We start from the raw sequence: 11,790 nt of genomic DNA, 5'->3' as shown, positions 1-11,790 counted from the left end.
ATCACCACATCAAAAAAGAAACAATCCCAGCAAAACAACACAATCCCAACAAGCAACACACCCACCACAACGATGAGCACGCCACCCGCCAAAACCATGCCGCTCTACCAAAGAAATCCCAAACACCTACAACACCCAAACCAGGCACTGCAGGCCAGGGACACCAAACAATTGGCATCAATAAAACAATTGGCACACTGTTGAGTTCTCAAGAATCGGACGCACACCACACAAGACCCGTTCCCAGATCCCGCACCGGGGCGTTCGCTTCGTTCTTTACTTTAGGCTTTCCCGGAAGTTCGAGTCAAATTCAGATTGTCGCCTGAATTTGCCCTGAGATCCTTACGGACCCGCTCCGGGGCAACCCTTCTAGCTTACAACATCCTGTGGCCCGGTTCAAACCGCTCCCCAGTCCGTTGGAAGCTCCCGACCGTCCCATGTCCCGCGCACGCTAAAGGCGCGCAAACCATGATCGAGTCGGAGGATGATCCGCAGGTCGGCCGCCGTTCCCGGCGTCCCGCTCCCTGCGAGCCTAGAGAAACTTACGACCTTGCGGGCGCAGAGTCAAGTCGTCCGTCGGACCAATATCCGATCGCCCTGCGCCGGGTCCTCGGCGAGCCGCCCCAACCGAGGCGCTCACGATGCCGCAGAGTCCGGTGACTTCATGTCTTTCCGCAGCTCACGCGGGAGCGAGAAGATCAACGACTCCTCCGTCGTGCGATGCTCTTCGACGTTCGGATAGCCATGCTCCGCCAACCACTCCACGACCCCGGCCACCAGTTCTTCCGGAACCGAGGCGCCGCTCGTCACGCCGACCGTCGAGACACCCGTCAGCCACGCCTCGTCGATCTCTGACGCACGGTCGACCCGGTACGCGGCATTCGCGCCGGCCTCCAGCGCAACCTCGACCAGGCGCACGGAGTTCGACGAGTTGGCTGATCCGACGACGAGAACCAGTTCGGACTCGGCCGCGACCTCCTTGATCGCGACCTGACGGTTCTGCGTCGCGTAACAGATGTCATCGCTGGGAGGGCTCATCAGGTCCGGGAACTTCTCCCGCAACCGCTCGACCGTCTGATAGGTCTCGTCCACCGACAGCGTGGTCTGAGACAACCACACCACCCGGGACGGATCGCGTACCTGGACGTTCCCCACATCGTCCGGACTCTGCACCAGCTGGATGTGCTCCGGGGCCTCGCCGGAGGTGCCTTCCACCTCCTCGTGTCCCTCGTGGCCGATGAGGATGATGTCGAGATCGTCCTTCGCGAACCGCCGAGCCTCGTTGTGCACCTTGGTGACCAGCGGGCAGGTGGCGTCGATGGTGCGCAGCCCCCGCTCGGATGCCTCCGCGTGCACCGTTGGAGAGACACCATGCGCGGAGAAGACCACCAGCGAACCCTCCGGGACCTCGTCCAGTTCCTCGACGAAGATCGCCCCCCGTTTCTCCAGCGTCTCCACCACATGGCGGTTGTGCACGATCTGCTTGCGCACGTAGACGGGCGGTCCGTAATGGTCGAGAGCCTTCTCCACGGTCACCACGGCGCGGTCCACACCCGCGCAGTAGCCACGGGGTGCGGCTAATAGCACACGTCCTTCGGCGGTCATGGTCTCCATCGTATGAGCCACCCCGGCCGGCCGCCGAAGCGCGCCGTGGCAGGCGGCTCGACCTCGCTCACCGCTCCTTCGCGCGTCGCGAGTACGGTGCCGGTATGGCCCTCGACACGTCCCCGGAGAAGCCGGCACCGGTCCGGGTTATCTCGCAGCTCATCGGCCAGTGGATCAACCGTCTCGGGCCGGTATGGGTGGAAGGCCAGGTCACCCAGCTCTCTCGGCGCCCCGGAACGCAGACGGCCTTCCTCACCTTGCGAGATCCCGCGGCCGAGGTGTCGCTTCAGGTGACATGCCCAGCACGGGTGCTGGACGCGGTCGACGCCCCGATCACGGACGGGGCCCGGATCGTCGTCCACGCGAAGCCATCGTGGTACTTCACCCGCGGAACCCTCTCGTTGGCGGCCGCGGAGATCCGGCCGGTCGGACTGGGTGAGCTGCTCGCCAGGATCGAGCGGCTGCGCAAGATACTCGCCGCGGAAGGACTGTTCGCCGCTGAGCGCAAGCGTGCGTTGCCGTTCCTGCCGAATGTCATCGGCCTGATCTGCGGACGTGACTCGAAGGCGGAGCACGATGTGCTGGAGAACGCCCGACGACGCTGGCCCGGTGTGCGATTCGAACTGAAGACCGTGGCCGTACAGGGCCCTTCCGCGGCAGGACAGGTGATGGAGGCGCTGCGCGTGCTCGATCAGCACACCGAGGTCGACGTGATCATCATCGCCCGGGGCGGCGGATCGGTGGAGGATCTCTTGCCGTTCTCCGACGAGGCCCTGCTGCGCGCGGTCGCCGCGGCCCGCACACCCGTCGTCAGCGCCATCGGGCACGAGGGCGACAGCCCACTGCTCGACCTGGTCGCCGACGTGCGCGCCTCGACACCGACCGACGCAGGCAAACATGTGGTGCCCGATGTCATCGAAGAGCTGACCCGGGTCCGCCAGGCGCGCGAACGACTCCGTTCCTACCTGCGCCAGTGGATCGACCGGGAGCAGGCCGGGCTCGACGCCACCCGGTCACGTCCCGCACTGGCCGATGCCGCCCACGGCATCAGGATCCGTGCCGACGAGCTCGCGCTGCTCAGGGAGCGGGCTCGGCGAACAGTCCGGCATCTGCTGGACCGGGCCTCGGTGGACGTCGAGCACACTCGTGCCCGCATCCGAGCGTTGTCACCCGCCGCGACCCTCGAGCGAGGGTATGCGGTGGTGCAGCGCGCCGACGCGTCCGACGGTTCGGTCGTGCGCACCCCGGACGACGTGGCTGCCGGCGAACGGCTGCGGATCACGGTGGCCGCCGGCGAGTTCCCTGCCCTCGCGAAGCCGGACGGCGAGGCGGATGGGCAGCCGTGACACTGGTAGGTTGACGCAGCATGAGCGACGGTGAACCCAGCTACGAGGAGGCGCGGGACGAACTCGTCCAGATCGTCACCCGGCTCGAGGCCGGCGGTACCACCCTCGAGGAATCGCTGAGCCTGTGGCAACGGGGCGAGAAACTGGCTGCGCTCTGCGAGCGCTACCTGGAAGGGGCCCGCAGCAAGCTGGAGGCCGTGACGCAGGGCGAGGACCAGAACGACGACGGATGACTCACTCCAGCCACGAGACGAACTCTTCCAGAGTCTCGTAGGAAGGGGTACCGCGCACGATGGTCACCACGCCGTCGTCGACGCGCACCAGCGCCCGGTCCGCGTTGTCGCCCTGTTCCACCAGGCGTGACCAGCTCTGACCACCGATCCGGCTCTCACCGTCGTCGGAGAAGTCCCGCAGCCGGTCCCGCTGGTAGGCCTCGATCTCCCCATCGGCCTGTTCGAGTCCGACGAAGTGTTCGTCGTCGATCAGAAAGCCGACACGCCACCGGTTGCCGCCGGCCTGCTGCGCATGGTCCACGCTGGTGGCGCGCCAGTTCTCCGGCAGCGACGCCGGAGAGAGCACGTCGTACGGGTACTCGCGGCGCACCAGCTCCACGACCCGGGCGTAGTCGACCGGCTCCGGCGTGCGCGCCTCCGGACGGTTCATCGCGAAGAACCCCACCACCAGCGCCAACAGCCCGAACATGATCGTCACCGTCCGGACCACGTCACCGGTCGTCTCGCGTCCCCGAGTACTGCTCGCCACGGTACCCATCATCGCAGCTTCGCTGCGCAGTGCCGTGAGTGCCCTGACACACCCGTGGCGCTGTACGCCGCGCGTCAGGCCGGGTATGCGGTGATCTCGCTCGCCTTGACCGACGCCCAGACCGGCATGCCGGGCGCCAGCTGAAGGTCCGCGATCGCCAACGGAGTCACATCCGCCAGCACCGGAAGGGCACCGGACACCGTCACCCGGACCAGGTCGCCGTGGGTCTCCAGATCCTGCACCGTGCCCGGCCACACGTTGCGCGCCGAACCGTCGGGCCGGTGTGGGCTCAGCACCACCGCCGACGGAGAGAACGCGATGTGCACCGGCCCGTGTTCTTCGTGTGCCAGCGCGATCACGGTGCCGGCGCCCACGTCGGCGGTTCTGCCCCGCGCCGTCCCCTGCAGCAGGTTCAGGCCTACCAGCCGAGCGACGTAGTCAGTGCCTGGATGGCGTGCGACCTCCGCCGGGGGGCCGGCCTGCACCACTCGTCCGTCCTCCACGACGACGAGCCGATCGCCCAGAACCATCGCCTCCAGCGGGTCGTGCGTCACCACGATCGCACACCCGGAGTATCCGGCCAGATGACGACGGAGTTCCGCGCGCACCGCCGGACGCGTGCCGGCGTCCAGCGCCGCCAACGGCTCGTCGAGCAGGAGCAATCGCGGCTCGACCACCAGCGCCCGCGCCAGCGCCACGCGCTGGGCCTGCCCACCGGAGAGCTCGCGCGGCTTCCGCCCGTCCAGCCCGCCCAGTCCCACGCGTTCCAATGTCCGCGCGGCGCTCTCCCTCGCACGCCGGCGGGGTATCCCACGTGCTCGCAGCCCGAACGCGACATTCTCCACCACGGTCATGTGTCCGAACAGGAGGTAATCCTGGACGACGAGCCCGACCCGACGTCCGCGGGCGGGCACGTGCTGGCCGGTCGCGACGTCATCCAGCGTGACGCCGGCCAGCGCGACCCGACCGGCCGTCGGCCGGATCAGGCCGGCCAGCACGCCGAGCAACGTCGACTTGCCCGCGCCGTTGGGGCCGAGCAAAGCGACGACCTCGCCGGCGTCGATCCGCACCGAGACGTCGAGGACGAACGGCCCACGGTCGACCACCACGTCCATCTCCAGGCCCTCGGGGCTCATCGCACGTTCACCCACCGCTCCCGGAGACCGACCAGGATGACCACGCTGACGACGATCATCATCAGGCTGAGCACGATCGCCATGTCGGTGTCTCCGGCACCGATCGCGACGTACGCTTCCAACGGCAGCGTCCGCGTGGTCCCCGGGAAGCTGCCGGCGAACGTGATGGTGGCCCCGAACTCACCGAGCGCCCTCGCCCAGCACAACACCGCACCGGCCGCGACGCCAGGTAGCACGGCCGGCAGCGTGATCCGGCGGAAGACGGTCCAGGCCGACGCGCCCAGGGTGGCCGCCACATCCTCATAGCGCCGGTCCGCGCCACGGAACGCGCCCTCCACGGCGATCACCAGGTACGGCATGGCCACGAACGCCTGTGAGAGCACGACCGCGCCGGTGGTGAACGGCAGGCTCAACCCGAAGGTCCGGTCCAGCCAGCCACCGATGACGCCCTGCCGACCGAAAGCGACCAGCAGCGCGACACCGCCGATGACGGGCGGTAGCACCAGGGGTACCGTCACCAGTCCGCGCAGCAGCGCCCGGCCGGGAAAGTCCCCGCGGGCCAGCAGCCACGCCAGCGGCACGCCACACAGCACGGAGAGCACGGTGGCCGACGTGGCCGTGGTCACCGAGAGCCGCAGCGCGGTGAGCACACTGTCCGACGTCAGCAGTTCTGGAAACCGCCCCCACGGCGCCCGCCACGCCAGTCCCGCCATCGGCACCACGAGCAGGGCCAGGCCCACCAGCGCCGGAACGAGCAGGACCACCGGGACTCGCCGGTCCGCTCCGGGCCCGGCGGAGGTCCGCGCCCGGCTCATGGCGCCGCGAAACCCGCCGCGGCCAGGGCCGAGCGGCCGATCTCGCCGGTGATCGCGTCCATGACGATCCGGGCACCGTCGGGGTTCGGAGCACCCCGGAGCAACGCGATCGGGTACTCGTTGACCACCGGATCCACGTTCTCGAACGGAACCGGCTCGACCTGGTTCCCCGCCGCCGTCACGTCCGAGCCATAGACCAGGGCCGCGTCGGCTTCGCCGAGGGTGACCAGGGCCAGCGCCTCCTTGACGTCCGTGGTGAGGGTGTCCGGAGCCGCATGCACTCCGGCGGCGGAGAGCAGCTTCTCCGCGGCCGCGCCGCACGGTACCCGGGGCTCGCAGATGGCCACCCGCAGGTCATCCCTGCCCAGGTCCCTCAGCTCGGTCACCTCGCCCGGGTTGCCGGGCGGGACGACGAGCGTCAGCGTGTTCGTGGCGAAGACCGCCGGCTCCCCCGTGGCCTCGCCGGAGTCGACCACCTTCTGCATCGTGGCGACGTCAGCGGTGGCCAGCACGTCCGCCGGTGCCCCGGCGATGACCTGCTCGGCCAGGCCCGAGCTAGGACCGAATGAGAAGGTGACCTCGAGATCCGGGTACTCGTCGGCCAATCGATCCCCGACCTCCTCGAACGCCTCCGTCAGGGACGCCGCCGCGAGCACCGTGACGGTGCCGCCCACCGCCGTCTCGGACGACATCCCCCTGGAGTTCCGCGTTCCGTCCCGGCCGACGTCGCCCCCATCGCCGACGTCGCCGCCGCCGTCGTCGGCCGCTGAGCACGCCACCAGGGCGAGGCCGGCGATGCAGCCCGCCGCGCGTGCCCACCAGGCACGGCCGCGGCTCATGGCCGCTCCCGTGGAAGATCCACGACGACGTTGGTCGCTTTGACCGATGCGATCGCGGCCACGCCGACGTCGAGCCCCAGTTCCTCCGCCGCTTCCCTGCTCATCAGGGACACCACTCGATGCGGCCCGGCCTGGATCTCCACCTGGGCCATCACGCCGTCTTTCCGCACCGAGGTGACCAGACCCGGGAAGTGGTTCCGGGCGGACTCGGCCGGTGCGGGAAGCGCGGCCTCGGACGGTACGAGCTGCTGCGCCACACGGGCGAGTTCGACGCCGTCGATGACCATCCGGCCCGCGCCGTCCTGCACGATCGACAGGCGTTCCTGGTCGGCCCAGCGCCGCACCGAGTCATCGCTCACGCCGAGCAGCCGAGCCGCCTCAGATATCCGAAAATACGGCATGATGAAGAGAATACAACCGCATCTGCGAACTTATGGTCGCTGTCGCATGACTCGGAGAGCACGCCACAACGCCGCAGAACGTCGGTGCAAGCGCCATGGCACGCTGGACGCGTGGGCATGGCTCGCTGAAGGCACGCTATGGCGCGTGTTTTGTCTGGTTTGTGGAGGCGTTCAACGTGCCATCCCCGAGGCATGCTCGGCGAGTCCGTCAGCGCACCGCCTGATGAACGTGGCCAGCGTCCGCCGGTACAGCCAGCCTGTTCCGGGCACCTTGGCCCGGAACGAAGATCGCCACCGGATGGTGGTGCCCTCCGGCCCCTCGGCCAGATCGATGTCGGCGCGGTAGCCGCGGATCGCCAGCCCTTTCTCCAGTGTGTAGCTCAGCCTGCGCTCCGGCACCAATTCGACGATCCGCTCCACGCTGCGGATCCGGCCGGTGCGGAAGAGACGGACGGCCCCGACGCCCTCGCCGCCGTCGTCGTCGCTCGCACGCAGTAACTCGAACCGTTCAATAGGGGACCACGACGGCCAGCCGGCGCCGTCGCGGAGCAATGCATACACAGTGGCCGCCTTCGCCGGCGTGGTGACCGATACATCGATTCGCTGCACAGACATGGAACCTCCTTCGGATGTACCAGATGGTACATGTACCATCTGGTACGTGACAGCAGGTATCCGCGGGAAGCAAGCGTTGCTGGACGCCGCGATCGACTACGTCGCGGCCAACGGGATACGAGACCGCAGCCTGCGCGAGATCGCCGCAGGTCTGGGCAGCAGCCACCGGATGCTCATCTACCACTTCGGGTCCAAGGAAGGGTTGCTCGTCGAGATCGTCCGGACCATGGAACGCCGCCAGCGCGCGGTGCTGGACGAGCTCAGCCGGCAGCGACACGATTCCCCGACCGAGGTGGCGCGGGTGTTCTGGGAGCGCGTCACCGATCCGGCGCTCTGGCCACACGAGCGACTGTTCTTCGAGATCTACGGCAGAGCGCTGCACGGGGACCCGGCGGTGCGCCCGGTCCTGGACGGCATCGTCGAGACGTGGATCGAACCCCTGGCCCACGCTCTGCACCAGGCCGGCGTAGATCCCGCGCAGGCACGCGCACACGCGCGGCTAGGGCTGGCCGTCGCCCGCGGCCTGCTGCTCGACCTGCTCGCCACCGGCGACCGGGCCGCGGTCGACGATGCCATGGGCATGTACATCGCCATGTATGAGACGACCATGCCGACGGACCCGGCCGCGTCCACCTAACCGGGAGCATCCGAAGTACTGGGCACGGCCACAGCACTGAGTACGATGCCGCGACGAGAATCGGCCTAACGCCGTCGCGTCAGCGGAACAACCCCTTCTTGGGCGGGCGGACCGTGACCTCGCCGAGCATGACGAAGCCGCTGATCCTCAAGACCGGAGCACCCGGCGTGACCGGAGCGTCCAGTTTCATCTTCCGTTCGCCGAGGACATTCGTGATGGAGTCCATGCGCACGTCGATGCCCTCGGGCACGACGATCGTCACGCCTCCCAACACGACACCTATCCTGATCTCCACCTCCGGAGCGCGGACAACCGCCTCGGTGAAGTCCAGTTCCACGCTCCCCAGGATGGGGACGACGTCCAGGCGAGCCGGAACCTCCCAGCGGCCTCGACGCTTCTCCTCCCCCAGGATCGCGTTGATCTGCTCTTTCCGCGCCGGCACACCGGGCCCCGGTCTGGGCGCCATCGGGCGCGGTTGCCCGGTCGGCGGTGACGGCGCCGCCCCCGGATGCCCATGCCACTGCTGCTCCGGCGACGCCGCACCGGACGCCGGCGCGCTGGATGTCGGTGCGCTGGGCATCGGGTACGGACCCTGCGGAAGATCCCGGGTGATCGGCTGCAGATCGCCGTACGTCCGTGCCTTGAAGGTCGCGTCGAGGCGCTCCTCCAGCTCGGTCAACGTCAGCCGGCCCTCACCGGCGGCCTGCCGCAGGGCCTCCGCCACACGTTCCCGGTCTACGTCGGAGCATCGCAGCTCAGCCGGGCTGTTGACGTCGACCGGGCGATCCGCCGGCCGCTTCTCCGGTGTCTCGTACGCTTCGCCACTCATGATGTGGCCCCTGGTCCCCGCTTCACAACCACACCTCCGAAGACGGCCTTGCCGACGATGCGGACCAGCGGAGCGCCGGCCGGCGGCTGGCGTGTGCTCGCCTGATCGTCGAATGCGCCGAAGATCCCGTCGCCGTCCACGACGACATGCACATCGTCCGGAACCAGGATCTCAGCACCGCCGAACACCGCCTTGACGCGGATCTGCACCTCGTCCGACTCGAGCTGCGCCTCGCGCAGGTCCAGTTTGCCTCCGCCGAAGACCAGCTTGACGTAGTAGCGCGACGGCACCACCCAATGGCCGCGCCGGACCAGGCCACCGAAGACCGCCTTGGCCCGGCGCGCACCGGCGTGGCCGCCGACACGTCCGGGCCGCGGTGCGGGGGACGACGTCGGCGACGGGGCCGTCGCCGCACGCGGCGACAGCGACGAGTCGATCCCGGGAAGGTCCTCGACGACATGCTCGAGCTCGCCGTACGTCCGGGTCGAATACAGCTCCTCGATACGTTCCTCGAGCTCGCTCAGGCTAAGCCGGCCCTCAGCTGCCGCTTCCCGGAGCCGTTCGGCGATCCGATCACGGTCCGCATCGGATGCCCGCAGCGCACGCTGATCCTGGCTGTCGTTCACACAGCGACCTTACAATGCCGCGCCCTCTCTGCTCCTCCCCATGATCACCAACCGTGATCCGGTCATGGACCGGCTCACGGTTGATGATCGAGGGAGCGAGGGCTATGCCGGCTGGCCTTCCGCGGTCTCGTCGCTCACCGGTGCCGGTTCGGCCGTCAGGTTCTCACCGGTACCCGGGTCGAAGACGTGCACCTGACGCAGGTCCATCCAGACCGAGGCGGTGCTGCTCTCCTCGATCTGGCTCGACGCATCCAGCGACACGACCAGCTGCGTCCGCATGGCCTCGCTGTCCAGTTCGCGTTCCAGATCCGCCAGCTGCTGGCGGATCTGTTCGGGAGCCTCGTACGGCACGTAGGCGTACTGCTCGTTACCGAGCCACTCGATGACATCGATCTGCGCGTCGAACACCATGCCGTGCTCGCGGACGGTGTCCGAGACCACGTCCGCGTCCTCGAACGACTCGGGTCGCGCACCCAGCAGCACGATCTCCTTGCCGCTCAGATCCACCGACCGTCCAGGTGGCAGCTGGATATCACCGAACGGCGTGCTCAGCCCGTCGTCGGTGACGGTCGCCGGAATGAAGTTCATCGGCGGCGAACCGATGAAACCGGCGACGAAGAGATTGGCCGGGTTCTGGTAGAGCCGCCGTGGCGAGTCCACCTGCTGCAGCACGCCCGCACGCAGCACCGCCACCCGGTCCCCCAACGTCATCGCCTCCACCTGATCGTGGGTGACGTAGACGGTGGTGATCCCGAGCCGCTTCTGCAGCCGGGAGATCTCCGTGCGCATCTGGCCGCGAAGCTTGGCGTCGAGGTTGGACAGCGGCTCATCGAACAGGAACGCCTGGGCGTTGCGGACGATCGCCCGCCCCATGGCCACCCGCTGGCGCTGGCCACCGGAGAGGTTGGCGGGCTTGCGCTCCAGGTGTTCGGTCAGCTCCAGCAGCTCGGCGGCGTGATTCACCCGCTCCTTGACCTCCGCGTCCGGCGTCTTCGCCAGGCGCAGCGGGAAGGCGATGTTCTCGAAGACGGTCAGGTGCGGGTAGAGCGCGTAGTTCTGGAAGACCATGGCGAGGTTGCGGTCACGCGGTGCCTTCTCGTTGACCCGCTCGTCGCCGATGAGCATCTCGCCACCGCTGATGTCCTCCAGCCCGACGATCATCCGCAGCAGCGTGGACTTGCCGCAGCCGGAAGGCCCGACGAGGATCATGAACTCGCCGTCGGCGATCTCCAGGTTGATGTCCTTGACCGCTTGGAAACCGTCTCCATAGGTCTTGACGATGTTCTTCATGGTGATGGCAGCCATATGAGTTCTCCTGTGCTCGAGACGGTGGTCAGCCCTTGACCGCACCCTGGGTCAGGCCGGCGACGATGCGCCGCTGGAACAGCACGACCAAAATGACGACGGGGATCGTGACGATGACGGCCGCCGCCGAGATCGCCCCCGCGGGCTGCTCGAACTGCGACGCTCCGGTGAAGAAGGCCAGCGCGGCCGGAACCGGGCGAGCCGCCTCCGTCGACGTCAGCGAGATCCCGTAGACGAAGTCGTTCCACGCGATGAAGAACGAGATGATCGCCGTGGTGAACACCCCCGGCGTGGCGAGCGGCACGATCACCCGCCGGAACGCCTGCCAGGTCGTCGCCCCGTCCACCTGCGCCGCCTGTTCCAGCTCCCACGGGATCTGCCGGAAGAATGCGGACAGCGTCCAGATGGACAGCGGAAGCGTCAGCGACAGGTACGGGATGATCAGACCCGGCCAGGTGTCGTACAGCCCGATGTTCCGCCAGAGGTTGAACAGCGGCGTCACGATCGAGATCACCGGAAAGATCGACACCGCCAGCGCGGTGGTGAGAATGAGCTTCTTCCCGGGGAAGTCGAGCCGGGCGATCGCGTAGGCGCAGAACGTGGAGAGAACGACGGCGATGAACGTCGCGATCAGCGTGATGCCGATCGAGTTGCGCAGCGCCGACAGGAACAGGTCCTGGAAATCTCCCCGCAGGATCAGGTCATAGTTGTCCCACGTCCACGTGGTCGGCAGGAACTCCCGGCTGCTCAGGTCGCTCGCCCGTTTGAACGACAGCGACACGATCCAGGCCACCGGGAACAGGGCATACACGATGACGATGACGCCGGCGACCCACCACAGACTCTTCTGCCGAGCGGTCTGCTCCCGTTCCAT

Annotated in this window: 15 protein-coding genes; 4 read left to right on the top strand and 11 right to left on the bottom strand. The window is 67.9% G+C overall.

What is annotated here, in order from left to right; translation table 11 throughout:
* Positions 1–326 (top strand): hypothetical protein (locus tag G1H10_RS32285; RefSeq protein WP_216852965.1); only part of this gene is annotated, 326 nt, incomplete at its 5' end.
* 310 nt (positions 327–636) lie between these two features.
* On the opposite strand, the gene G1H10_RS06580 is transcribed toward G1H10_RS32285, so the two are convergent.
* Positions 637–1,614: a 4-hydroxy-3-methylbut-2-enyl diphosphate reductase gene (locus G1H10_RS06580; RefSeq protein WP_216852964.1), complete on the bottom strand. Its 978-nt coding sequence runs from the start codon at positions 1,612–1,614 to the stop codon at positions 637–639.
* Positions 1,615–1,709: 95 nt separating this feature from the next.
* Here G1H10_RS06580 and xseA point away from each other — a divergent pair, with 95 nt between their 5' ends.
* Both xseA and G1H10_RS06570 read left to right on the top strand, forming a co-directional pair.
* Positions 1,710–2,951: an exodeoxyribonuclease VII large subunit gene (gene xseA / locus G1H10_RS06575; protein WP_163734361.1), complete on the top strand. Its 1,242-nt coding sequence runs from the start codon at positions 1,710–1,712 to the stop codon at positions 2,949–2,951.
* A 20-nt stretch (positions 2,952–2,971) separates the two neighbouring features.
* Complete coding sequence (locus G1H10_RS06570) at positions 2,972–3,184, top strand: exodeoxyribonuclease VII small subunit (protein ID WP_163734359.1); 213 nt, start codon at positions 2,972–2,974, stop codon at positions 3,182–3,184.
* Position 3,185: 1 nt separating this feature from the next.
* Here G1H10_RS06570 and G1H10_RS06565 read toward each other — a convergent pair whose 3' ends face one another.
* The 6 genes from G1H10_RS06565 to G1H10_RS06540 form a co-directional block, all read right to left on the bottom strand.
* On the bottom strand, positions 3,186–3,713 hold the full coding sequence (locus G1H10_RS06565) for a DUF4245 domain-containing protein (protein WP_163734356.1): 528 nt from the start codon (positions 3,711–3,713) through the stop codon (positions 3,186–3,188).
* A gap of 74 nt (positions 3,714–3,787) precedes the next feature.
* Entirely contained in the window at positions 3,788–4,849 is a 1,062-nt protein-coding gene (locus G1H10_RS06560; RefSeq protein ID WP_163734534.1) for an ABC transporter ATP-binding protein, read from the bottom strand.
* Complete coding sequence (locus G1H10_RS06555; protein WP_163734353.1) at positions 4,846–5,664, bottom strand: ABC transporter permease; 819 nt, start codon at positions 5,662–5,664, stop codon at positions 4,846–4,848. The genes G1H10_RS06560 and G1H10_RS06555 overlap by 4 nt, the downstream gene beginning before the upstream one ends.
* Positions 5,661–6,503, bottom strand: coding sequence for a molybdate ABC transporter substrate-binding protein (gene modA / locus G1H10_RS06550; protein ID WP_163734350.1), 843 nt, complete (start codon positions 6,501–6,503; stop codon positions 5,661–5,663). Before modA ends, G1H10_RS06555 begins: the two co-directional genes overlap by 4 nt.
* Positions 6,500–6,904, bottom strand: a complete 405-nt coding sequence (locus G1H10_RS06545) for a TOBE domain-containing protein (RefSeq protein ID WP_163734347.1) — start codon at positions 6,902–6,904, stop codon at positions 6,500–6,502. Before G1H10_RS06545 ends, modA begins: the two co-directional genes overlap by 4 nt.
* 171 nt (positions 6,905–7,075) lie before the next feature.
* A complete protein-coding gene (locus tag G1H10_RS06540; protein WP_163734345.1) occupies positions 7,076–7,519 on the bottom strand; it encodes an SRPBCC family protein in 444 nt (147 codons plus the stop codon).
* Between the two features lie 46 nt (positions 7,520–7,565).
* Here G1H10_RS06540 and G1H10_RS06535 point away from each other — a divergent pair, with 46 nt between their 5' ends.
* Positions 7,566–8,156 carry a TetR/AcrR family transcriptional regulator gene (locus G1H10_RS06535; RefSeq protein WP_216852962.1) on the top strand — a complete coding sequence of 197 codons (591 nt, stop codon included), beginning with the start codon at positions 7,566–7,568 and terminating at the stop codon, positions 8,154–8,156.
* 79 nt (positions 8,157–8,235) lie between these two features.
* Here the strand turns inward: G1H10_RS06535 and G1H10_RS06530 are convergent, their stop codons facing one another.
* The 4 genes from G1H10_RS06530 to G1H10_RS06515 form a co-directional block, all read right to left on the bottom strand.
* On the bottom strand, positions 8,236–8,985 hold the full coding sequence (locus G1H10_RS06530) for a DUF1707 SHOCT-like domain-containing protein (RefSeq protein WP_163734339.1): 750 nt from the start codon (positions 8,983–8,985) through the stop codon (positions 8,236–8,238).
* Positions 8,982–9,611 carry a DUF1707 SHOCT-like domain-containing protein gene (locus G1H10_RS06525; protein ID WP_163734337.1) on the bottom strand — a complete coding sequence of 210 codons (630 nt, stop codon included), beginning with the start codon at positions 9,609–9,611 and terminating at the stop codon, positions 8,982–8,984. Before G1H10_RS06525 ends, G1H10_RS06530 begins: the two co-directional genes overlap by 4 nt.
* A 102-nt stretch (positions 9,612–9,713) precedes the next feature.
* Positions 9,714–10,916, bottom strand: coding sequence for an ABC transporter ATP-binding protein (locus tag G1H10_RS06520; RefSeq protein WP_163734335.1), 1,203 nt, complete (start codon positions 10,914–10,916; stop codon positions 9,714–9,716).
* 28 nt (positions 10,917–10,944) lie between these two features.
* Positions 10,945–11,790 (bottom strand): carbohydrate ABC transporter permease, encoded by an 846-nt coding sequence (locus G1H10_RS06515; RefSeq protein ID WP_163734332.1) that lies wholly within the window; start codon positions 11,788–11,790, stop codon positions 10,945–10,947.

This window comes from Phytoactinopolyspora halotolerans, from assembly GCF_010550675.1.
Taxonomy (GTDB): Bacteria; Actinomycetota; Actinomycetes; order Jiangellales; family Jiangellaceae; genus Phytoactinopolyspora; species Phytoactinopolyspora halotolerans.
This window is presented reverse-complemented; position numbering and strand designations above follow the sequence as displayed.